Source organism: Spiroplasma endosymbiont of Colias croceus (assembly GCF_964020095.1).
GTDB lineage: Bacteria > Bacillota_I > Bacilli_A > Mycoplasmatales > VBWQ01 > Spiroplasma_E.
The window spans coordinates 1,635,232-1,658,325 of the sequence record NZ_OZ026536.1 but is presented as its reverse complement, the minus strand read 5'-3'; the positions used below and the strand labels follow the sequence as shown (position 1 = coordinate 1,658,325).

The window sequence follows — 23,094 nt, the reverse complement described above, 5'->3', positions numbered from 1 at the left end:
ATCTTTGTTTTACAAAGTACTAGTTTAGATTAATTCTATCTTCAAATTTTATCATAAAATGAGCAATTGCTGTATTTCAATTTTGAATGGGCATTGTTCATTTTTTTGTTATATTTTCAATTGCTAAATAAAATATTTTAAAAACTGCCATATCATTAGGAAAAACTTTTTTATTTCTGATAACTTTTCGTAATTGACTATTTACAGATTCAATAGCATTTGTTGTATAAATAACTCTTTTGATTTCTGTAGGATAACTAATAAAAACCATTAAATTATCTCAATTTTTATATCAAGATTTAGCAATTTGAGGATATTGTTTATTTCACTTATTTTCAAAGGATTCTAAAGCCTGCATTGCTTGTTCTTCACTACATGCAGTATAAATTGGTTTTAAATCTGCAACTAGAGATTTTCTATGCTTATATGAGACATATTTCAAACTATTTCTAATTTGATGAACTATGCATAATTGATGTTCTGTTTTAAGATAAACTGATTGTATTGCTTCTGACATGCCTGTTAAATTATCACTGCAGGCAATAAGAATATCATTTAAGCCACGATTTTTCATTTCTGTTAAATTTGCTAATCAAAATTTAGCACCTTCATTTTCACTAATTCATAAACCTAAAACATCTTTTTTACCTTCTAAATCAACTCCTAAAGCTATATAAACTGATTTATTAATAATCCTTTTATCTTGTCGTACTTTCACTACTATGCAATCAAAATAAACAATCGGATAGACACTTTCTAATGGTCGATTTTGCCATGCTTTTACATCATCAATAACATCATCAGTAATTTGACTAATAACACTTTCACTAATATCAGCACCATGATATAACTCTTGTAATTGCATTCTAATATCTGATAATGTCATACCTTTTGCATATAAAGAAAGAACTTGTTGATCAAAACCATCAAATCTTCTTTGTCTTTTTGCAACTATTATAGGATTAAAATTACTATTGCGATCTCGTGGTACATCAATCTCAATTTTACCTTGTTGAGTTATTATTTTTTTTGAACTTATACCATTACGAGCATTGTCACTATTACTATGTTGATTCTTTTCATATCCCAAATAATTTTGCATCTCAGAATTCAACATTTTTTCTACTAATCTTTTTGTTAATTCTTTATACAATCCTCCCTCTTTAAAAACTGTTGTTAAATCTTCAGTATTTTCTAATAATAAATCTACTGCTTTTGATATTGGATCATTATTATTAATATTTTGCTTTTTAGCCATCTGTAACTCACTCTTTCTAGAAAATTAATTATATTTACTAGAATTAATTAAACATAGTTATTTTTGTAAGTTACACAGATTACTAAACATTACCACGAAAAGTTATCAGAAATAAAAAAGTTTTTCCTAATGATATGGCAGTTTTTAAAATATTTTATTTAGCAATTGAAAATATAACAAAAAAATGAACAATGCCCATTCAAAATTGAAATACAGCAATTGCTCATTTTATGATAAAATTTGAAGATAGAATTAATCTAAACTAGTACTTTGTAAAACAAAGATACACAGATTACATAAAAGCCTCTACTTAACTCCAGTTAAATATCAACAACAAATGTTTACCAAAAAATAGTCCTAAAAAGTGTTGCCATTCCATGTTTTTAGTACCTCATTGTTCACTATATGGTCACCTCTATATAAACTATAACATAATTTTAATGATTCTTATTTATACGAAATAATAATACTAATTACATTGTAAATAATTTTGGTTGTAAACAAAATCCTGGTGTTAATTCATTAGCAATATGAACGTCTTCTCAATTTTCAGTTGAAACTGAAAATTGTTGACCTGTAGGTACTAAAACTGATACTGGTGCAACTACTTCCATCATTTCACTAACTACTAATGTTTTTGATACTATTTTTTTTCAATAACTGGGTTAATATGAATACAAGATTTTATATCATAACTATCAGTAAATGCCACTAAATTTTAATTATACTGTGATAACACTTGTATTTTTTTATTTAAATTTGTCAACTTCTGACTACCTTTTTTATTTAAAGTTTCTAACTTTTCTTTTTCTAAAACTAATTGTTTTTTTCTTTAAGTAGTTTTTGAACTTCTTCAGTTGTTTGATTACAAATCTTTGTTAATTTATCTTCTAGTAAAGAAATATTTTTTTCTTTCTCCTTTATTTGCATGCCATTTTCTTGTTGAATAGTTTCTAGTTTTATTTTTTCTTCCTTTAATTGATTAACTTCCGTAACCAATTTTTGATTTTTATCTTCTACTGTTATTAATGTTTGTTGTGTTTTTGATAATTCTTGATTTAATTTTTCTAAATCTTGGTTATTTTTATAATTTCTACTTTCTAATCTTTCTTTTTCTGAAACTAACGCGAACTCTTTTTTTATTAATCTTTCAATACTTTTATTTTTTTGATCACGAATATTTCTCAATTTTTTTTGCACTTTTTCTAAATTATTACCTATTTGATTTATTTTTAGACTATTTTGTTGTTTAATTTTTTCTAACTTTGTTTTCTCTCTTTCTAAAGTAGCAACTTTAGAAACTAAAAATTTAGTTTCATCAATTAATAGTTGTACTTTTTGCTTTTCTGCTATTAATTGTTGTTCTAATATTGCTGTTTCTTCTGCAGATTTAACTTTTGTTTTATCCAATTCTTCTTGTGTTTGCTTTAATTGTGCTTCTAATTGATTAATTTTTGCTTGTAAAATTTGAACTTGACTTAAAATTTCTGTTTTTTCTTCTTTTGCATCATTTTCTTGTTTTATACTTTGTTCTTTAATGTCCTTTTCTTCTAAAATAGCATTAATTTTAGTAATATCTTTTTCAAGTAAAGACGTTGAACTACTTGTTGTAGATGATTCTGAATTATCTGTTTCATTAGTATTAATAAATTTTAAATGTTCATTTTTTTTGTTGTCTTTTTTCTTATTTTTTCTTTTTTTAACATTTGTTTTCTTTGTTTCTGTTTTATGAGAATTATTAAAACTTTCTACTTGCATTAACGTTTCCTTTTTTGAAACATCATTATCGTTTAAAATTTCTTGCAATTTTTGTTTTAACTTTTTAATCATTTCAATATTACTATCAATATTTTTTCAATTTCGCTTAAATATTGCATTGAATCATTTTCATCAAAAATTTGATTTACAATTTTCGTTAAAGGCAATGAAGAAGTAACTGGTTTTTGAAACATTTCAAAAATAATTTTTGACAAATCAAAAATATTTTGAATTTTTAATTTAATTCCCTTAATTTTTAATTCATTTTTTTTAGATTTATTATTTTTAAAATCACAAATTTTATTTTCATATTCATCGAATAAATTTACAACTTCCTTTTTAAAAATTTTATCAAGTTCTTCAATATTTAATTTATATGGAATTTCAAAATTACTATCTTTAACTAAAATATCCTTAAATTTATTTTCTCTTGACATTATCTCCTTAATTTTTTCATATTCATTACTTGTTAAACTAATTTTATTATCACAATCTTCATCAGTAACAAAATATTTTGATTGATTAGCAATAAAGTTATAAATATTTAATACACCTAATTGATGATTTTCACAAATTGTTTTAAAATGTTTTAATATTTCAAAATTATTATTTAATTGCTCTCTTAATTTATTTAGCTTATTTAAGTCCTTGCACGAACTAATTTTTTTAATAAAAAAAATATTATCATTTTTCAGGATTTCTATTTTTGTTTTCATAAATTCAATATTAGTAATATCTTTTTTAATAAAATCACTAAAATCACTAAATAATAAAGGATGATTAAAAACATTAATTATTAAAATAATTGAAATCAAACTTTTCAAACTGTATAAATTGTCTTGATCAATATATTGCAAAGAACTATGCAATTTTTTTCTAAACAATTGACTATCAAATTTTTCATCTTCTTGTTGATAATATTTGGCAATATTACTAATAGAACTATCAATAGCATTATATTCTGCACAAGTTATATAGATAATATTAAGCGCAGTAATAATGTCTTCTTTAGTTAATGTTGGTACTTGTGATTTTATTTTTTGTAAAATGTTAGTAATTAAATGTTTACCTACTGCCATTATTTTTACTCCTATCTTTTTTAATCAATTAAAAGCTCATATAGCCATTAAATGGTTATATGAGCTTTAGTAGCTTTAATATTATATTGTAATAATCACTTTTAATTATAGATTAACTTTAGTTTTAATATTCAAAGTTGCTGAATTTTGTAACTGTGCCTTTATTGCATTGGCTACATGTTCAACATCGGTACCAATAACAATTTGCAAAGCTTCTTTATTCAAAATTTTAGTACCAAATGCTCCTGCGGCCTTAACTTTTGCCAAATTAACACGTGATGTATCTTTAACAATCAAACGTAACCTAGTAGCACAATTATCAATTTCAACAAAATTATCTGCACCAATTGCTTCAATTAATTTTGTTGCCATTAATGTATATTTATCACTTTTAAGATTTTTATTGCTTAACTCTGATTTTGTTGTTACTTTATTTTCTTCAACACCAAAATCTTCTTCTCTTCCTGGTGTTTCAATATTCATTTTAGTAATTAATGTATAAAATACAATAAAATAAACTCCACCAGCAGCCACAATTAATAATAATACTCATAGTGGATTTGAAGTAATATGATAAGCACCTGTAGCATGATTAGCAAATCCTCATGATTGAGCAAAAGAAATGCAATAGTCAATAATTCCAGCACTAAAACCAAAACCAACTTGAATATGTAATGCTGTCGTTATTGCAATAAATATCCCTGTTAATAAGGCATGAATTACTAATAATAATGGAGCAATAAATACAAATGAAAATTCAATTGGTTCAGTGATTCCACTAATAAAAGAAACTAAAGCAACTCCTCCTAAAAATCCTGATACCATTTTTCTATTTTCTTTTTTAGCTGCCATAATCATAGCTAAGGCAGCAGCGGGAATACCACCCATCATAATAGGAAAGAAACCTGATTGAAAAAATCCAGATCCTTCAATACCTCTAGTAAAAGCATTAATGTCTCTATTTACTCATTCCGTTGTTCCAGATGCAGCACCTGTAATTGGAGATATTATCTGACCATTAATTGGTAATTGAAATCAAAAAAAAGTATTTAAGATTTGATGTAATCCAAAAGGTAATAATAAACGATTTAATATTCCATAAACTGCTGTTCCTGGAATAGCAACTGCTGGATTATTTGGATTAGCAACTAATTGACCAAATTTCATTAATACTAATTGAATTCATGGTCAAACAATAGCAAATGCCAAAGCAGTGGGAATAGTTATTGCTAAAGCCACCATTGGTGCAAATCTTCTACCACCAAAGAATGATAATGCTTGAGGAAGTTTAATTTCTTTATATTTATATTATATAAAACTGCAGATAAACACCCCGCTACAATTACACCAAAAACACCAATGTTTAATACATAAATAACACCGATAATAGTTTTACCATCTGTTATAAATTCTTCTACATAAAATAATGACGAAAATTTTTCACCTTTACTTGATGTAAAAGTTAAAACATTTTTATATAACATTTCTGGTAATGAATGTTCAATTGACGTCATTGCAGATATTGCCAAATAAAATACTGCTCCAACTAATGCAGCTTCACCACGATGATCTTTAGCTAAACCAAATGCTAAACCTAAAGCAAATAATAATGGTAAATTATCAAATACTATTTTTCCTGGTTGTTGAATAATATATGAAATTCAATAACCCACTTCATTAGTAACATGCATAACACCAGCATCAGTTGTAGTAGTAAATGTAAGCCCTAATGCTCCAAATCTGTTTAAAATAGCAGCGAATGGTAATACTGCAATTGGAAATTGTAATGCTTTACCTAAGTCTTGTAAAAATTTTAAAACATTATTTCAAGGACTTTTTTCTTTTGAGGTTTTTAATTCAATATTACTATTTTTTGTTTGATTTTTCTCTTTGGACATATTCCGTAATTAAATTTAATTAATTGTCAATAAAATTGTTTTAAAACTATTTAGTGTTATTGAATATAGAAATAAATATTTTTTGAAAAAATAGTTTAAAAAATGAGTTTACATTTTAAACAAAAAATTGTTAATAATATTTTTATATTAACTCGATAAAAATTTAAATTTTAAAAAAATATTTTTAATATTTTTTTTATTTTAATGGTTTTATTTTATTAAAAATTTCACAAAGTAAGTTAAATCTTAAGTACATAAGTCTAAATTTAGATTTTCTACATTTATTTACTAAAATTTTGAATCTTTTCAATCAAGCAAAGACATGTTCAACTTTAATTCTAATTTTAGATACAATCTTATTGTATTTTCTTTCTTGTTTAGTTAATTTTTTATTTTTAGTTCTTTTAATTGGTATTATTGTATTTTTATAAATATTTTGTATACCTTGATATCCTAAATCACCAATAATTATTGTTTTTTCTGAAAATTCAAGATTTGAATTTTTTAATATTTGAAAATCATGCACTTTACCATTATCAGCAAAAATATCAACAATTTTTTTATTAAAAAAATCATATACAATTTGAAATTTTATAGAATACATTCAACTTTTACCAGAAAAATATTCTAACTGTAGTTTTTTTTAGTTGGTCTTTCAATTTCAATCTCAGTTGAATCAATTAAATAAAATTGAAATTCATTTGAATTTTCTTGTTTTTTATCAATTTTTAATTTATATCTTTCTTTTAAAAATTGGTAATCTTTGTGGTTACTAAGTTTATTTTCTACTCAAGTAATATTTCGAAAACAACTTGATGGGCTCATTTTAGATTTAATACTCATTTGAAAAAAAGTATAATATTCTTTTCAGTATAATAAAGTCATCATTAATCTTTCTTCTACTGAAAGTTTATTTTTTCGACCTTTATTTTTTTCTAATTTTTCTATTTCAATTAATTTTTTTAACATTTCATTAAAATGAAAACGTTTTATACCAAAATATCTATAAAATTCTTCATTTTTTAATTTTTTTAAATTTTCAAAAATCATTTTTATCAACACTTTTCTAAATTTATTGTTAATAACAAAATTATAAAATAAATTTTAAAATTATTAATTGACTTTTAAAAAATTTAATTACGGAATATGTCTTTTATGTTTTTTTCAGAAAACTAAACCCATATTTTAACCCCTTCCTAAAACTTTTTCTTAATTTTTCAAAATTAAAACATTAGACTTCTTGCAAAACTATGATATTAATCACATTTTTTAAGTTTAAAAATTTATTTTAATAACACTTTTAATATTTTTTAAAAATTATTGTTCAAAATATGTTTTATTTTTTGTCATTAAAATACAACAAAAATTATTATTTCAAATAAAAAAATAAAATATTAAATTATCAAATATATTTAAAATAATTGTAAATTATAAATTGAAGTTATTAAATTAAATCTTAATGCAAATTTTTTTTCTATTTCGATATTTTTCACTAATAATTTTAAATTTTTTAAGAATCGCAAAAACATGTTCAATAACAACTCTCATTTTTGAAATAGCCTTATTATTTTTCTTTTCTTCTTTAGTTAAAGGGTTTTTCTTTGATTTTCGTTTAGGTAATAAGACATTTTTATGTATGTTTTGTATACCTTGATATCCTAAATCTACTAAAATAGTTGTTTCTGATAAAAATTTCGTTTTTGAATTTTTTAAAATTTTAAAATCATGATTTTTACCATAAGAAAAATAAGAACTTATAATTTTTTTACTATCTTTTTCAATTATGACTTGAGTTTTTATTGTATGTTTTTTCTTTTTTCCTGAATAATATTGTTTTTGACTTTTTTTGGGCGTTGAATAGTACTTTCAGTCACATCAATGATAACTGTTTTATTTTTAAAATTATTATTTAACAGTGATTTTTGCCCATCAAGTTGTTGAAAATCAGGATGTTTTATTAAAGTATTTTCTATTCACTTGATATTCCTATAGCAACTACTTTCACTAATTCCATAACTTTTAGCAATATGAAAATAAGTTCGATACTCTCTTCAATATTCTAAAGTCATTAATAAACGATTTTCTAATGATAATTTATTAGGTGTACCACCATTTTTAAACTTTTTTACTTCTTCTGTCTTTAAAATTTCTAGAATTTTATTAAAAATAATATCATTTATACCAGTTAATCTTAATAATTCTGGATTGTTAATAGTTTTTAATTTATCAAACATCATAGATTACCTATCTTTTTTATTTTTAATTTTATTTTAAAAATTTAATTTTTAATAGATAGGTTTTGCAAGAAGTCTATTGAACTTATTGAAACTGATAATAGCACAATGGCACCAACTGTTGCACAAAACATTAAAAATATATAAAGAGCTTTATTTCAAAAATGAAAAACTTGATATGTAACTTTTTTTGGTTTAAATAAAAATTGCTCGTTAATCAGGCTCCTTTCTTTACGTAATTTTCTTTTAAATAAAAAAAACACAAGAAAAATAATACCAATACAAATCAAACCAATGATAAACATTATTCACATTGCCAATGTTGATAAACTTTTATTGTGCGACTCTAATGTTAAAAAATTTAGCATAATCATTTACACTTTCTAATCATTAGTTTTTTATCTTAATAAATATTATTATACAATAAATTTTTCTTAAATAAATATAATCACAAAATTTTACACTTTTTTATTATTTATTATACAATGACTTACGCATTCTAAATCTTAATTTAATTGGTACACCCTGAAAACCAAATCGTTCACGAATTTGATTAATTAAAAAACGTTCATAAGAAAAATGACATCGTTGTGGATCATTGACCATTAAGATAAAAGTAGGCGGATTTTTTTCAACCTGTGTTGTGTAATATATCTTTAATCTACCACCTTTAAAGTAGGGCGGCTCATTAATTAATTGAGCTTTATTAATTATTTCATTAAGAATACTTGTTTTAATTCTTAAATTCATATTAACTAATACTTCATTAATAGTAGCAAATAAAGTATGAATTCTAGTATTTTCTAAAGCAGATAAATATACAACAAAAGAATACTCAAGGTATTTAAATTTTTCTTTTATTTTTTTAGTAAACTCTTGCATTGTTTTTTCATTTTTTTTAACTAAATCTCATTTATTAACAATAATAATAACTGGCTTATCTAAATTTTTTGCCATTCCTGCTATTGTTAAATCTTGTTCTTGAATTTCAACACTACCATCTAATAAAAACAAAACAATATCACTACGTTCAATAGCATTACTAGTTCTAATTAAACTATATTTTTCTAAATCTTCAGTAATTTTTCCTTTTCTACGAATTCCAGCAGTATCAATAACACAATATTGTTTTTTATTATAAACAAAATTACTATCAATAGCATCAGTTGTTGTTCCTGCTATTGGTGAAACAATAACTCTATTCTCTTGAAGAATAGTATTAACTAAACTTGATTTACCAACATTGGGACGACCAATAATTGCTAAATTAATATGTTCTTTCTTTTCTGTATGAACCTCTTTTGGTAACTTAGTAATTATCATATCTAATAAATCACCAAAACCAACACCATGACTAGCAGATACTAAAATTGGTTCGCCAAAGCCAACTTTTAAATAATCATAAATTTTATCATTATCGTTTTGAACATTATCATATTTATTTGCAATAATAATAACCGGTTTCTTAGTTCTGTATAATAATTTGGCAATATCTTCATCTTCGTGAGTTAAACCTTCTTGATAAGAACAAACAAATAAAACAATATCAGCCTCAGCTAAAGCAATATTAACTTGTTGATTGATTTGTTGAGTAAAATTAGTAATCGTTTTAGTAATACCACCCGTATCAATAATCACAAAATTTTGTGTTAATCATTCACCAATGCCATAAATTCGATCTCTAGTTGCTCCAGGCATATCTTCAATTATTGCTACTTTTTTTTGTAATATACGATTAAAAATTGAAGATTTACCAACATTAGGGCGTCCTACAATTACTACTTTTGGTAACTTATTCATTTTATTCAAATCCTTATATTTAAAATATTATTTTTTATGACTAAAGTAATTATCATATAAAACTTTTAATTTATCAACGGTCGTTTGTAAATTATAATCACTATTATCTAAAATAACTGCATCTTCAACAATTACTAGTTGACCAGTGCTACGAGTTTTATCAACATTATCACGAATTACCATATCGTTATATACTTGTTCTTGTGTAATATTAATACCCTCTTTAATATACTGTTTATATCTTCTTTCACTACGAGCGTGTAAACTAGAAGTTAAAAAAATCTTTAATTGAGCATCAGGTAAAACAACACTACTAATATCTCTGCCAACGACAATAAAGCCTTGACTTCTAACCATTTCTTGAATTCTAGCAACCATAACTTTTCTAACTTCAGATAACGAAGCAATTATTGGTACTTTACTAGTAACATTTTTATCATAAATTTCTTCTGTTGGTGGTTGATCATTAAATAAAAAATGACCATTAACTCATCTTATATCAAAAAGTTGTAATGCTGCAAGTATTAAATCTTCACTTTCAAAAGCAATTTTATTTTTTAAACAATAATTAGTAAAGCTACGATACATAATTCCTGTATCCATAAATTGATAATCAATTTTTTTAGAAAGCAAATATGCTGCTGCTGATTTACCACTAGCTGCTGGACCATCTATTGCAATATTAATCTTTGGGTACATTGTTTTTCTCCATTCTCTACTTAATAAATAATATTAATGATAATACTAACACGACTATTAAAATTAAACAAATAATGATAATACTAAATACTGTTAAACTTCACTTATAGTTATTCTTAATTTTAACTTTTTGTAATTCATCTTGAAAATTATTATGTTCTTGATTAATTTCTTTTAGTTCTTTATTAAGATCACTATTATTTATTTTATACTTTTTATATTTAAATTCTAAATTTTTAACAAAATTTTTGACATCATGAATTTTACTTTCTAAGTCTTTTTGAAATTCATTTATTTTATTATGCATACTATTAATTAACGTTTGATATTCTAAGTTAGTACTTATTAATGGCACATCAACTATTTCAAAATCAATATTTTCACTATATTTTTTTAAAATATTATTAATATTTTCTAACATATTTTCCAATATTAATTTATCATTATCATCTAAATGTTGTTCATTATTTTTAATAAAATAATTTTCAAAATTAACTAAATTTAAATCAGAATTTAATTTTTGAAAAATTGGCTCAAAATATGATTTATCAATTTTTATTAGTTGCTGATAATAATTTTCTATTTTTTGTTCTTGTTCTCAAAGCTTACTATTTTCTTTAATTTCTTTAGCAATTTGTTCACGTAAACTTTTATATTTTTCCATTCTTGTCATTAAAGCACCCACAAATTAATATTTAAAAAATTCCAATATTGATTTATTTTTAATAGTAATGATAATTTTCTTGATTATAACATAAATATATAAAATCATTATAATATACAAATTTAACTATTGATAATATTGATAATATTTTAAAAAATAATTGTTTTTACTTAGTTTTCTTTTAAACATTATTAAAATAAAATATTAGAAAAATTTATATTTTTATGCAGGCATTATTTTTTTTATTAGACTTCTTGCAAAACCTATCTATTAAAAATTAAATTTTTAAAATAAAATTAAAAATAAAAAAGATAGGTAATCTATGATGTTTGATAAATTAAAAACTATTAACAATCCAGAATTATTAAGATTAACTGGTATAAATGATATTATTTTTAATAAAATTCTACAAATTTTAAAGACAGAAGAAGTAAAAAAGTTTAAAAATGGTGGTACACCTAATAAATTATCATTAGAAAATCGTTTATTAATGACTTTAGAATATTGAAGAGAGTATCGAACTTATTTTCATATTGCTAAAAGTTATGGAATTAGTGAAAGTAGTTGCTATAGGAATATCAAGTGAATAGAAAATACTTTAATAAAACATCCTGATTTTCAACAACTTGATGGGCAAAAATCACTGTTAAATAATAATTTTAAAGATAAAACAGTTATCATTGATGTGACTGAAAGTACTATTCAACGCCCAAAAAAAGTCAAAAACAATATTATTCAGGAAAAAAGAAAAAACATACAATAAAAACTCAAGTCATAATTGAAAAAGATAGTAAAAAAATTATAAGTTCTTATTTTTCTTAAGTAATGTTTAGTAATCTGTGTAACTTACAAAAATAACTATGTTTAATTAGTTCTAGTAAATATAATTAATTTTCTAGAAAGAGTGAGTTACAGATGGCTAAAAAGCAAAATATTAATAACAATGATCCAATATCACAAGCAGTAGATTTATTATTAGAAAATACTGAAGATTTAACAACAGTTTTTAAAGAGGGAGGATTATATAAAGAATTAACAAAAAGATTAGTAGAAAAAATGTTGAATTCTGAGATGCAAAATTATTTAGGATATGATAAGAATCAACATAGTAATAGTGACAATGCTCGTAATGGTATAAGTTCAAAAAAATTAATAACCCAACAAGGTAAAATTGAAATTGATGTACCAAGAGATCGTAATAGTAATTTTAATCCTGTAATAGTTGCAAAAAGACAAAAGACATATTCCGTAATTAAATTTTTTAAAAGTCAATTAATAATTTTAAAATTTATTTTATAATTTTGTTATTAACAATAAATTTAGAAAAGTGTTGATAAAAATGATTTTTGAAAATTTAAAAAAATTAAAAAATGAAGAATTTTATAGATATTTTGGTATAAAACGTTTTCATTTTAATGAAATGTTAGAAAAATTAATTGAAATAGAAAAATTAGAAAAAAATAAAGGTCGAAAAAATAAACTTTCAGTAGAAGAAAGATTAATGATGACTTTATTATACTGAAAAGAATATTATACTTTTTTTCAAATGAGTATTAAATCTAAAATGAGCCCATCAAGTTGTTTTCGAAATATTACTTGAGTAGAAAATAAACTTAGTAACCACAAAGATTACCAATTTTTAAAAGAAAGATATAAATTAAAAATTGATAAAAAACAAGAAAATTCAAATGAATTTCAATTTTATTTAATTGATTCAACTGAGATTGAAATTGAAAGACCAACTAAAAAAAACTACAGTTAGAATATTTTTCTGGTAAAAGTTGAATGTATTCTATAAAATTTCAAATTGTATATGATTTTTTTAATAAAAAAATTGTTGATATTTTTGCTGATAATGGTAAAGTGCATGATTTTCAAATATTAAAAAATTCAAATCTTGAATTTTCAGAAAAAACAATAATTATTGGTGATTTAGGATATCAAGGTATACAAAATATTTATAAAAATACAATAATACCAATTAAAAGAACTAAAAATAAAAAATTAACTAAACAAGAAAGAAAATACAATAAGATTGTATCTAAAATTAGAATTAAAGTTGAACATGTCTTTGCTTGATTGAAAAGATTCAAAATTTTAGTAAATAAATGTAGAAAATCTAAATTTAGACTTATGTACTTAAGATTTAACTTACTTTGTGAAATTTTTAATAAAATAAAACCATTAAAATAAAAAAAATATTAAAAATATTTTTTTAAAATTTAAATTTTTATCGAGTTAATATAAAAATATTATTAACAATTTTTTGTTTAAAATGTAAACTCATTTTTTAAACTATTTTTTCAAAAAATATTTATTTCTATATTCAATAACACTAAATAGTTTTAAAACAATTTTATTGACAATTAATTAAATTTAATTACGGAATATGTCCAAAGAAGATTTGATGGTTTTGATCAACAAGTTCTTTCTTTATATGCAAAAGGTATGACATTATCAGATATTAGAATGCAATTACAAGAGTTATATCATGGTGCTGATATTAGTGAAAGTGTTATTAGTCAAATTACTGATGATGTTATTGATGACGTCAAAGCATGGCAAAATCGACCATTAGAAAGTGTCTATCCGATTGTTTATTTTGATTGCATAGTAGTGAAAGTACGACAAGATAAAAGGATTATTAATAAATCAGTTTATATAGCTTTAGGAGTTGATTTAGAAGGTAAAAAAGATGTTTTAGGTTTATGAATTAGTGAAAATGAAGGTGCTAAATTTTGATTAGCAAATTTAACAGAAATGAAAAATCGTGGCTTAAATGATATTCTTATTGCCTGCAGTGATAATTTAACAGGCATGTCAGAAGCAATACAATCAGTTTATCTTAAAACAGAACATCAATTATGCATAGTTCATCAAATTAGAAATAGTTTGAAATATGTCTCATATAAGCATAGAAAATCTCTAGTTGCAGATTTAAAACCAATTTATACTGCATGTAGTGAAGAACAAGCAATGCAGGCTTTAGAATCCTTTGAAAATAAGTGAAATAAACAATATCCTCAAATTGCTAAATCTTGATATAAAAATTGAGATAATTTAATGGTTTTTATTAGTTATCCTACAGAAATCAAAAGAGTGATTTATACAACAAATGCTATTGAATCTGTAAATAGTCAATTACGAAAAGTTATCAGAAATAAAAAAGTTTTTCCTAATGATATGGCAGTTTTTAAAATATTTTATTTAGCAATTGAAAATATAACAATAAAATGAACAATGCCCATTCAAAATTGAAATACAGTAATTGCTCATTTTATGATAAAATTTGAAGATAGAATTAATCTAAACTAGTACTTTGTAAAACAAAGATACACAGATTACATAAAAGCCTCTATTTTTTATATAAATATAGAAATTTAATTATCAAAATATCAATCAGGATAGTTACCATCTCATTTTATATCATCTTCATGTTTTGGTTTTTTAGAAAAATATAATTCAAAATATCATTCACTGGTATGTGTATTAACTCATATAGTTGTTGTTCCATACACCATTTCCCCATTTCGTTCTTGATAATATTTAACATTATTACCTATATTATGGGTAAGCACCCCCCATGATTAATCCTATTGTTCCAGTTGTAGCACCAGTTAGTGCTAATGCTAATGTTATTTTACTTAAATTTGTTTTTATTCATGTTTTCATATTAAATTACTCCTTTTTTCCTTTATTTTACTTTAAAATTGTACTATTTTTGATTATTTTTACAAGTATGCTTTTAAATGCAAAATAACGCCTAAATGCAAGGGGTTTATTTTGTGATACCTATACTATTAATGATATTCAACTTGTTTATTATATTGCAAATGTGAAGATACTTTTTTTCACACTAGCATTATTTTTACCCCTAATTACATTTTTATATGGATACAGTGCATAAAACAGAGCATCATAAGGGTCTTGGTACATATTCTTATCAGGAATGTTAGTTTTTGTTTCATCATAACGTAATTCTTCTAAACATTGAGTAGTTTTTGGTAAATCATCTTTATTTGCATAAAAGTTTCCATAACTCATAATATTTCTCATTCAAACTACTCTATTAGTTAATCCTGCTTCTTGATTTAAATTTGAAGCATGTTTAATAGCAGTTTGTGTTATTAAAATAGTATTATATTCATCAATTAATTTTTGATTTAATCAATCAATTGCTGTTCTAGCTTTATCATCATAAAAATAAATTGCTTGGTCAAAATTTTCAAAATTATCCATTAATCCTAAAATTTCATTAACATAAGCATTAATTTTTTCATTTTCATTAATAAAATCATTTGGAGTAACTATTAATTCACAAATAACATAAGGGTCATAATATCTACTATTATTATATTCTTTAAACCCAACTACCATAAATACAGTATGGTCTTTTGGTCCCGTAGCTCAATCAATACCAACACTATAAAAATCAAATTTATACATATCTTTTTCTTGATTATAAAATTGTTTTAAATCATATGATTGTCAATATTTTACTGTTTTTTGAAATGGAAAAATTGTTGCATCACTATCTAAAAATTCAAAACCATAATAAACAGTATTATATTCATCTTCATTACTTTTTTTCATTTCCAATAATTTTCTTTGTTGGATATCCGGTAACTTATCTCAAAATGGTTTAATAGTAAATCTTAAAACAAATAAACCTAAACCACTAAACATGTCTTTATTTTCATAATAAACTTTGCCAATTTTTTTAAGATTTTTCATTACTTCATTATTTAATGGTAAAAATGGCGTACAGTATTTTAAATAAAATGGATGATATTTATCATAAGGATTGCATGTAAAAGTCATAAAAAAGTTTTTATAAAAATAACGAGTAATCTTTTTTCCAAAAGTAGGGCTATATATATTTTTATCAATAAAAGTTCAATTTCATTCTTTAATTGGTTCATTTGACACTTTAATTCTGTTACTTCTAAACATAGATATTTCTAATCGCTCATAGCGATATGTTAATTCTTTATCAGTAAGTGTTTCTTTTTCTTCTGCCATGATTATTTCATCTGTTCTTGAACCTAAAAAACTTGAACCACCTGCTTCTTTTCCAAAAATCTTATTACCATTAGCATAACCAATAAAGTCAATTTGTTGATTATTAGGAAAAATAATACAACCACCATCCTTAGTTATTTTTCATTTAATACCATGTGGATTATTAGGTAATAAATTAATATGATATGTATCTAATAAAACTTGACAAACATTCATTAAAGCACCAATTGTAGTTTCACTATGAGTATTTTCATATCTTCTTACTTCTTGGACACTACTATCACTAAAATTACAACATAGGACATATTCCGTAATTAAATTTAATTAATTGTCAATAAAATTGTTTTAAAACTATTTAGTGTTATTGAATATAGAAATAAATATTTTTTGAAAAAATAGTTTAAAAAATGAGTTTACATTTTAAACAAAAAATTGTTAATAATATTTTTATATTAACTCGATAAAAATTTAAATTTTAAAAAAATATTTTTAATATTTTTTTTATTTTAATGGTTTTATTTTATTAAAAATTTCACAAAGTAAGTTAAATCTTAAGTACATAAGTCTAAATTTAGATTTTCTACATTTATTTACTAAAATTTTGAATCTTTTCAATCAAGCAAAGACATGTTCAACTTTAATTCTAATTTTAGATACAATCTTATTGTATTTTCTTTCTTGTTTAGTTAATTTTTTATTTTTAGTTCTTTTAATTGGTATTATTGTATTTTTATAAATATTTTGTATACCTTGATATCCTAAATCACCAATAATTATTGTTTTTTCTGAAAATTCAAGATTTGAATTTTTTAATATTTGAAAATCATGCACTTTACCATTATCAGCAAAAATATCAACAATTTTTTTATTAAAAAAATCATATACAATTTGAAATTTTATAGAATACATTCAACTTTTACCAGAAAAATATTCTAACTGTAGTTTTTTTTAGTTGGTCTTTCAATTTCAATCTCAGTTGAATCAATTAAATAAAATTGAAATTCATTTGAATTTTCTTGTTTTTTATCAATTTTTAATTTATATCTTTCTTTTAAAAATTGGTAATCTTTGTGGTTACTAAGTTTATTTTCTACTCAAGTAATATTTCGAAAACAACTTGATGGGCTCATTTTAGATTTAATACTCATTTGAAAAAAAGTATAATATTCTTTTCAGTATAATAAAGTCATCATTAATCTTTCTTCTACTGAAAGTTTATTTTTTCGACCTTTATTTTTTTCTAATTTTTCTATTTCAATTAATTTTTCTAACATTTCATTAAAATGAAAACGTTTTATACCAAAATATCTATAAAATTCTTCATTTTTTAATTTTTTTAAATTTTCAAAAATCATTTTTATCAACACTTTTCTAAATTTATTGTTAATAACAAAATTATAAAATAAATTTTAAAATTATTAATTGACTTTTAAAAAATTTAATTACGGAATATGTCTATATAAATAAATCAAATGCTAAGCAGTTTCAAGTTTTTCTTGTTCCACGTGCTGTTGGTATAAAACGATAAAAACAATTAGTAGTAAAATATTCTGCTCATTCATCACCAACAAATGCTTTAAAAATATCTCAATTAAAACCATAATTATTATCACTAAAATTAAGATTATATTTTTTATTCAGTTGTGCATAACTACTAATAAAAGCCATATTTTACTCCCTAATTTTTATAAACAATACAATTAAATTATTAACAAACAAAATTTAGAAAGGAACATTAAAAATGTTTATATTACCATTTCCTAATCTTTTTGATTGAGACAAACATGATTTTAATCAAGATGAATTAAGTTTAAAACAAACAGAAGAATTATTTGCAAAAATAGATGATTATTTATGAAGTATATGTGATAAATCTGAATATAAATCATATAGATTTAGAAAAAGAAGATTAAAAGCAAAAAAAGGTTTATTAAATTATAAACGACGTATTTGTACACATTATAACCCAAAAACACAAAAAAAGGAATTTGTTTCATTGTTAGGAACGAATTAATATAACGTATAGGTTTTCTAACTTCAAACAATAAAAGTAGCAAATCTAACATTTGTTAATTAAATTATAACATAAATTTTAAAAATGTTAAAAAATATAATTATAAAATTACATTTAAATAACACAAAAATACTAATTTTAAAATTAGGTTTTAAAAATCTTAAATTGTATTATTTTAAGCACTATTAATATAACTTCTACTATTTAAATAATTAGCTCTAGCCATTAACATATTAATTAACGTTGGATAAGCATATATTTTTGCACCTTTTGTTTGAGATTTAACTAAATGTTGAATATCACTTTCAGCACTACAACCAATATTTCAACTAGCAGGTTGATTAATAATGCCCTTTTTATTATTTTCAAAAATCCTTAAAGTTTCTTTATTTACTTTGGTTTCAATTAAAAATGCTATTAATTCATCATATTGACCCTTACAAAAATATTTTCAAGCCTTTAAAAAGTTTTTTAAATTTTCTGGATTAACTTTATTTTTTCTTTTATCAGGTTTATATGCAGTTCATAAATAATAAAAAGCATGATATTTATCTAATACATAATAAGCACCCAAATATTTTGCTAAATTATATATTCATCCAGCACCATCCCCAGATACTACTAATTTAGAATTTTCAAACTCATAATATTTTTTTAATCCATTTCAAGTAAAATCAACTGTCGGATTTGCTTGTAAATAATCTTCTTTAGGACTATATTTATAATCACCCATAAAAGTATAAATTTTATTTGATAACTTATTTCTATTTTTACCTATTTGTTTTTTACCAGTATTATATGAAATACTACGAATTTTTTGCATTTCTCTTTTATGATTTTTATTTCAAACAGGAACATAACAATCATCAGCATTAATATAAATATATTCACTATTTTTTACTTTAAATTTTTGTTCTGGTAATTTTTCTTGCACTTTTGAATTTTTATGAATTTTACTAATTGTTACTTTTGAAACATAAGTATATTTAAAAATATCTTGTATATCTTGATAATGTTTCTTTCTTCCAATATATGATAATATTTCTTCTTTTAATCAACTAATAATTTTTGCTCTTTTATCAATATTAAATTCTTCATAAACTGGATAATAATATTCTTTTTTTAATTTATCTCAATAAACTCTTTGATTAAAAATCATTTTACCAAATTCAAAAATAATACTACGATTACATTTTTTAGCAACTTTATATCTATCTTTATCTCTATTTTGAAAAAAATATTCATCAAAAGCATGGATTTTATTAACATGATTTGTTATAATTTTATTAATTTCATATTCAAGATTATTTTTATAATTAAACATATTTCAACACCTTTCTATTTATTTTTTATCCTAACTATTCTAGCAAATTTATTAAAATATTGTTGAAAAAAGTTTAATTTTGAAGTATAATAATAAAGAACGATTGAAATAACTAGCAAATCTATTGCAACGTTTAAAGATAACTTTTATTAGTTATCTTTTCTTTTTTAATAAAATAATGTACAATAAAAGAAAATGTAAATAGAAAAGGAAAATAAAAATGGATATCTGAGTAATTATATTTGGTATTTGTTTACCAATTATTATTGTTTTGGGATTACTTGCTTTTGATGGTATAAAACAATGTCAAAAAAATAATATTTTTGGTATTTTAAGATTAACAATCTCTTTAAATATAATTGGTGCTTTAATTGGTTGCATTATTATATATAAAAAACAAAATCCTGAATTTAAATTTTGAAAAAGTAAATGAAAAAAAATATTTAAATTTAAGAAAAGAAATAAAAAAATAGCAGTATAATGCTATTTTTGTTATAATTATATTATAAAAATTAAAGAAATAAATATATGAAGTAATTAATAAAGTTCATAAGTTATTTTTGGTGAAACTTAACTTAAAGATTATATTAATTATATCATAATTTTTTTTGTTTTTAAAGCATATGAAAGGAGATTTTTATGTGCAAGAAGAAAAAATAAGAATTAGATACAATATTAAATCTTTAAAAGAAGAAATAAAAAAATATTTTGAATATTGTACTACTAATGAAGAAATACCAACAAAAGAAGGTATGCAAATGTTCTTAAATATTACTCAAAATACTATAAATGAGTGAAAAAAGAAACAAAAAGATACTTTTTTACAACAAATTAATTGAGCATATGCAAAAATTAAACATTTAAATCTTCAAAGATTTTTAAAAGCAAGTCCTAATTCTTCTGCTTGATATTTAGAAAGAGCATATGTAAAAGACTATAATTTATCTACAAAAATAGATATTAATACTGATAACACACACCCTATAGTAATTCAACTTGAAAATAAGAGTAAGAATAAATGTTAGAACATTTTGGTTATCTTAATGATATTTTAAAGCAAATGTATTATAAAAAACCTTTAACTGTTAAAAGAATTGACCAATTTGGATGGGTTACAATTTATTGGACACTAATTACGTAGACAAGTAAACAAATTTGTTAAAAGAAAGGAACTATAATTATGGCCAATATTAACTCATATACCGATGAATTTAAAAAACAAATAGTAGCTTTATATCAAAGTGGCAAATCAGTATCTTGCCTTGCTAAAGAATATAATGTTACAAGAGCAGCTACTTACAATTGAATTAAGCAATTTAGTAATTCAGGAAGTTTTAAAACTAAAGATAATCGTTCTTTTGAAGAAAATGAATTAATTAAATTAAGAAAAGAATTAAAGCAATTACGAATGGAAAATGATATTTTAAAGCAAGCAGCACTAATAATAGGCAGAAAATAGAAATTATTGTCAAAAATAAAGCTAAATATAAAATTCGCACAATGTGTCGTTTTTTAAAAATATCTAAATCAACATATTATTTTAATTTAAAGAAAAAAGAAAATAAAATCAAAAATAATATTTATGATGAAGCTGTTATTAGTGCTTTTAAAGAAAATAAAGAAGTTTATGGTACTAGAAGATTAAAAAAAATTCTAGAAAACCAAGAAATTTATTTATCGCGCAGAAAAATTAAAAAAATTATGAATGAACATAATTTAATATCAAAATATACTAAATTATCATTCAAAAATCATAATAACAAAGTTAACGATAGTCAAATAACTAATCTTGTTAATAGAAAATTTAAGAATAGGATTAAAAATGAAGTTATTGTTAGTGATTTAACTTATGTACAAGTTAATGGTAGGTGAAACTATATTTGCCTATTAATAGACTTATTTAACCGCGAAATTATCGGACATAGTGTTGGAGTTAAAAAAGATGCATCATTAGTACATCAAGCATTTATGCAATCAAATCGCTGTTTAAAAGATATTCAAATATTTCATAGTGATCGCGGTAATGAATTTAACAATAAAATTATTGATAAACTTTTACTAGCATTCAACATTAACCGTTCTTTAAGTAAAAAAGGTTGTCCTTATGATAATGCTGTTGCTGAAGCAACTTTTAAAACTTTTAAAACCGAATTTATTAATGATAAAAATTTTACATCATTAATCCAATTAAAATTAGAATTATTTGATTACATCAATTGATATAACAATATAAGAATTCACAGCACTTTAAACTACTTAACTCCAGTTAAATATCAACAACAAATGTTTACCAAAAAATAGTCCTAAAAAGTGTTGCCATTCCAATTAGGTAGTCGTAAATCTGGTAAAACTATTCAAGATTTTGATTTTGAATGTAAAACAACTGTATTACCTAATACAAAAGTTAAAACTTATGTTTTTAGAAATATGAGTGAACAATTATATGATACTTGAAAACAATTAAAAAATAGATGAGTATTATTTGCTATTGGTTTAGAATATACAATGTCTGAAACTCGTAAAACTATTAATTATAGAGATAGTGAAATTGAATGTCGTGCTTTATATAAACAAAATAATAGTGAAATTAAATTAACTGGTTTACCAGATAATTCAAAATATGATTATGTAATTAGACATGTTGATGAAGCACATCAAATTGCTGAAAAAGATTGACAAGATATGGCAGATGCTATTCGTGGTTGTAGTCAATTATTAGAAATTAATAGTTGTAATCCTTGAAGTATTTTAAATTATTATATTAAAAATGTAGTTACATATTGTCCTCAAAATGAAAAACAAATAATTAATGAATATGAACAATTTTATTTTAATAAAAAAGATAAAAGAATAGTTCATTATCAAAATTGAAAACTTAATTATTTATTACCAGAACATGAAGGTCAACGATTATTAGAATTAGAAAAACTTGACCCAATATCTGCAAGAGTAAGAAGTCATGGTTTAGTAGGTTATGAATCTGGTGGAATATATACTCATTTAATTCATAAAATATCACGTTTATTACAACCAAGTTATAGATTTAGTGCTGGATTAGATTATGGGTTTAAAGATGATGCTATGGCATGTTTATTAATAGGTTTTGATTATGATTTTAAATTTGTTAATGTTATTGATTGTTTAAAAATAGAAAATAAATTAATACGTTATGATAATAAACAATTAGCAAGATTAGTAGTAGAGTTTTATATTAAATTAGCAAAAGAAAATAATTTGTTATATAGACATATTCCGTAATTAAATTTTTTAAAACTCAATTAATAATTTTAAAATTTATTTTATAATTTTGTTATTAACAATAAATTTAGAAAAGTGTTGATAAA

The 23,094-nt window shown here is 22.4% G+C and carries 26 protein-coding genes and 4 pseudogenes; 12 read left to right on the top strand and 18 right to left on the bottom strand.

Annotated elements, in window-relative coordinates; all coding sequences use genetic code 4:
* Nucleotides 1-19: 19 nt before the first annotated feature.
* A complete protein-coding gene (locus tag AACL24_RS10320; protein ID WP_339046650.1) occupies nucleotides 20-1,258 on the bottom strand; it encodes an IS256 family transposase in 1,239 nt (412 codons plus the stop codon).
* A 95-nt stretch (nucleotides 1,259-1,353) separates the two neighbouring features.
* Here AACL24_RS10320 and AACL24_RS10315 point away from each other — a divergent pair.
* Nucleotides 1,354-1,524 (top strand): annotated as a pseudogene (locus tag AACL24_RS10315) (IS256 family transposase); the annotation flags it as partial.
* Between the two features lie 207 nt (nucleotides 1,525-1,731).
* Here AACL24_RS10315 and AACL24_RS10310 read toward each other — a convergent pair.
* The 11 genes and pseudogenes from AACL24_RS10310 to AACL24_RS10260 form a co-directional block, all read right to left on the bottom strand.
* Nucleotides 1,732-1,872 carry a hypothetical protein gene (locus tag AACL24_RS10310; protein ID WP_339046648.1) on the bottom strand — a complete coding sequence of 47 codons (141 nt, stop codon included), beginning with the start codon at nucleotides 1,870-1,872 and terminating at the stop codon, nucleotides 1,732-1,734.
* Nucleotides 1,873-2,074: 202 nt separating this feature from the next.
* The gene (locus tag AACL24_RS10305; protein WP_339046646.1) at nucleotides 2,075-3,088 is read right to left on the bottom strand and encodes a hypothetical protein; all 1,014 of its coding nucleotides are present in this window, start codon (nucleotides 3,086-3,088) and stop codon (nucleotides 2,075-2,077) included.
* Nucleotides 3,073-4,143: a hypothetical protein gene (locus AACL24_RS10300; protein WP_339046644.1), complete on the bottom strand. Its 1,071-nt coding sequence runs from the start codon at nucleotides 4,141-4,143 to the stop codon at nucleotides 3,073-3,075. The genes AACL24_RS10305 and AACL24_RS10300 overlap by 16 nt, the downstream gene beginning before the upstream one ends.
* A gap of 57 nt (nucleotides 4,144-4,200) precedes the next feature.
* Complete coding sequence (locus AACL24_RS10295; protein ID WP_338988493.1) at nucleotides 4,201-4,578, bottom strand: glucose PTS transporter subunit EIIB; 378 nt, start codon at nucleotides 4,576-4,578, stop codon at nucleotides 4,201-4,203.
* Nucleotides 4,579-4,854: 276 nt separating this feature from the next.
* Nucleotides 4,855-5,993 (bottom strand): annotated as a pseudogene (locus AACL24_RS10290) (PTS transporter subunit EIIC); the annotation flags it as partial.
* 196 nt (nucleotides 5,994-6,189) lie between these two features.
* Nucleotides 6,190-6,597 carry a transposase family protein gene (locus tag AACL24_RS10285; RefSeq protein WP_339045908.1) on the bottom strand — a complete coding sequence of 136 codons (408 nt, stop codon included), beginning with the start codon at nucleotides 6,595-6,597 and terminating at the stop codon, nucleotides 6,190-6,192.
* 23 nt (nucleotides 6,598-6,620) lie between these two features.
* Complete coding sequence (locus AACL24_RS10280; protein WP_339045906.1) at nucleotides 6,621-7,043, bottom strand: transposase family protein; 423 nt, start codon at nucleotides 7,041-7,043, stop codon at nucleotides 6,621-6,623.
* A 362-nt stretch (nucleotides 7,044-7,405) separates the two neighbouring features.
* A pseudogene (locus tag AACL24_RS10275) lies at nucleotides 7,406-8,230 on the bottom strand (IS5 family transposase).
* 468 nt (nucleotides 8,231-8,698) lie between these two features.
* Nucleotides 8,699-10,027: a ribosome biogenesis GTPase Der gene (gene der, locus AACL24_RS10270; protein ID WP_339046642.1), complete on the bottom strand. Its 1,329-nt coding sequence runs from the start codon at nucleotides 10,025-10,027 to the stop codon at nucleotides 8,699-8,701.
* 27 nt (nucleotides 10,028-10,054) lie between these two features.
* Nucleotides 10,055-10,726: a (d)CMP kinase gene (gene cmk / locus AACL24_RS10265; RefSeq protein WP_252320710.1), complete on the bottom strand. Its 672-nt coding sequence runs from the start codon at nucleotides 10,724-10,726 to the stop codon at nucleotides 10,055-10,057.
* A gap of 16 nt (nucleotides 10,727-10,742) precedes the next feature.
* Nucleotides 10,743-11,399, bottom strand: coding sequence for a hypothetical protein (locus tag AACL24_RS10260; protein ID WP_252320708.1), 657 nt, complete (start codon nucleotides 11,397-11,399; stop codon nucleotides 10,743-10,745).
* Between the two features lie 313 nt (nucleotides 11,400-11,712).
* Here AACL24_RS10260 and AACL24_RS10255 point away from each other — a divergent pair, with 313 nt between their 5' ends.
* The 5 genes and pseudogenes from AACL24_RS10255 (at nucleotide 11,713) to AACL24_RS10235 (ending at nucleotide 14,705) form a co-directional block, all read left to right on the top strand.
* Nucleotides 11,713-12,153, top strand: a complete 441-nt coding sequence (locus AACL24_RS10255; protein ID WP_339046640.1) for a transposase family protein — start codon at nucleotides 11,713-11,715, stop codon at nucleotides 12,151-12,153.
* Nucleotides 12,154-12,305: 152 nt separating this feature from the next.
* Nucleotides 12,306-12,635, top strand: a pseudogene (locus AACL24_RS10250) (transposase); the annotation flags it as partial.
* A gap of 94 nt (nucleotides 12,636-12,729) precedes the next feature.
* The gene (locus AACL24_RS10245; RefSeq protein WP_339045912.1) at nucleotides 12,730-13,152 is read left to right on the top strand and encodes a transposase family protein; all 423 of its coding nucleotides are present in this window, start codon (nucleotides 12,730-12,732) and stop codon (nucleotides 13,150-13,152) included.
* A 23-nt stretch (nucleotides 13,153-13,175) separates the two neighbouring features.
* Nucleotides 13,176-13,583 (top strand): transposase family protein, encoded by a 408-nt coding sequence (locus AACL24_RS10240; protein WP_339045908.1) that lies wholly within the window; start codon nucleotides 13,176-13,178, stop codon nucleotides 13,581-13,583.
* 177 nt (nucleotides 13,584-13,760) lie between these two features.
* Complete coding sequence (locus AACL24_RS10235; protein ID WP_339049440.1) at nucleotides 13,761-14,705, top strand: IS256 family transposase; 945 nt, start codon at nucleotides 13,761-13,763, stop codon at nucleotides 14,703-14,705.
* Between the two features lie 65 nt (nucleotides 14,706-14,770).
* Here the strand turns inward: AACL24_RS10235 and AACL24_RS10230 are convergent, their stop codons facing one another.
* From AACL24_RS10230 to AACL24_RS10210, 5 genes are all read right to left on the bottom strand, one after another.
* Nucleotides 14,771-14,968: a hypothetical protein gene (locus tag AACL24_RS10230; RefSeq protein WP_339046636.1), complete on the bottom strand. Its 198-nt coding sequence runs from the start codon at nucleotides 14,966-14,968 to the stop codon at nucleotides 14,771-14,773.
* Nucleotides 14,969-15,212: 244 nt separating this feature from the next.
* Nucleotides 15,213-16,628, bottom strand: a complete 1,416-nt coding sequence (locus tag AACL24_RS10225; protein WP_339046634.1) for a hypothetical protein — start codon at nucleotides 16,626-16,628, stop codon at nucleotides 15,213-15,215.
* Nucleotides 16,629-16,913: 285 nt separating this feature from the next.
* The gene (locus AACL24_RS10220; RefSeq protein ID WP_339045908.1) at nucleotides 16,914-17,321 is read right to left on the bottom strand and encodes a transposase family protein; all 408 of its coding nucleotides are present in this window, start codon (nucleotides 17,319-17,321) and stop codon (nucleotides 16,914-16,916) included.
* Between the two features lie 23 nt (nucleotides 17,322-17,344).
* Complete coding sequence (locus tag AACL24_RS10215) at nucleotides 17,345-17,767, bottom strand: transposase family protein (protein ID WP_339045912.1); 423 nt, start codon at nucleotides 17,765-17,767, stop codon at nucleotides 17,345-17,347.
* Nucleotides 17,768-17,867: 100 nt separating this feature from the next.
* Complete coding sequence (locus AACL24_RS10210; RefSeq protein ID WP_339046632.1) at nucleotides 17,868-18,080, bottom strand: hypothetical protein; 213 nt, start codon at nucleotides 18,078-18,080, stop codon at nucleotides 17,868-17,870.
* Nucleotides 18,081-18,153: 73 nt separating this feature from the next.
* Here AACL24_RS10210 and AACL24_RS10205 point away from each other — a divergent pair, with 73 nt between their 5' ends.
* A complete protein-coding gene (locus AACL24_RS10205; protein WP_339046630.1) occupies nucleotides 18,154-18,426 on the top strand; it encodes a hypothetical protein in 273 nt (90 codons plus the stop codon).
* A 175-nt stretch (nucleotides 18,427-18,601) separates the two neighbouring features.
* On the opposite strand, the gene AACL24_RS10200 is transcribed toward AACL24_RS10205, so the two are convergent.
* On the bottom strand, nucleotides 18,602-19,750 hold the full coding sequence (locus AACL24_RS10200) for an Mbov_0401 family ICE element transposase-like protein (RefSeq protein WP_339046628.1): 1,149 nt from the start codon (nucleotides 19,748-19,750) through the stop codon (nucleotides 18,602-18,604).
* A gap of 220 nt (nucleotides 19,751-19,970) precedes the next feature.
* On the opposite strand from AACL24_RS10200, the gene AACL24_RS10195 reads away from it, so the two are divergent.
* The 5 genes from AACL24_RS10195 (at nucleotide 19,971) to AACL24_RS10175 (ending at nucleotide 23,008) form a co-directional block, all read left to right on the top strand.
* Nucleotides 19,971-20,231, top strand: coding sequence for a hypothetical protein (locus AACL24_RS10195; RefSeq protein WP_339046626.1), 261 nt, complete (start codon nucleotides 19,971-19,973; stop codon nucleotides 20,229-20,231).
* A gap of 160 nt (nucleotides 20,232-20,391) precedes the next feature.
* The gene (locus AACL24_RS10190) at nucleotides 20,392-20,775 is read left to right on the top strand and encodes a terminase small subunit (RefSeq protein ID WP_286640968.1); all 384 of its coding nucleotides are present in this window, start codon (nucleotides 20,392-20,394) and stop codon (nucleotides 20,773-20,775) included.
* Nucleotides 20,769-20,891, top strand: a complete 123-nt coding sequence (locus AACL24_RS10185) for a hypothetical protein (RefSeq protein WP_339046623.1) — start codon at nucleotides 20,769-20,771, stop codon at nucleotides 20,889-20,891. Before AACL24_RS10190 ends, AACL24_RS10185 begins: the two co-directional genes overlap by 7 nt.
* Before the next feature lie 39 nt (nucleotides 20,892-20,930).
* Nucleotides 20,931-22,051 (top strand): IS3 family transposase gene (locus AACL24_RS10180; RefSeq protein WP_339046622.1). Its coding sequence is split into 2 segments (ribosomal slippage): nucleotides 20,931-21,174 and nucleotides 21,174-22,051, totalling 1,122 coding nucleotides; the frame shifts between segments, so codons are not numbered across the junction.
* A 12-nt stretch (nucleotides 22,052-22,063) separates the two neighbouring features.
* On the top strand, nucleotides 22,064-23,008 hold the full coding sequence (locus AACL24_RS10175; protein WP_339046620.1) for a phage terminase large subunit: 945 nt from the start codon (nucleotides 22,064-22,066) through the stop codon (nucleotides 23,006-23,008).
* Nucleotides 23,009-23,094: the final 86 nt, after the last annotated feature.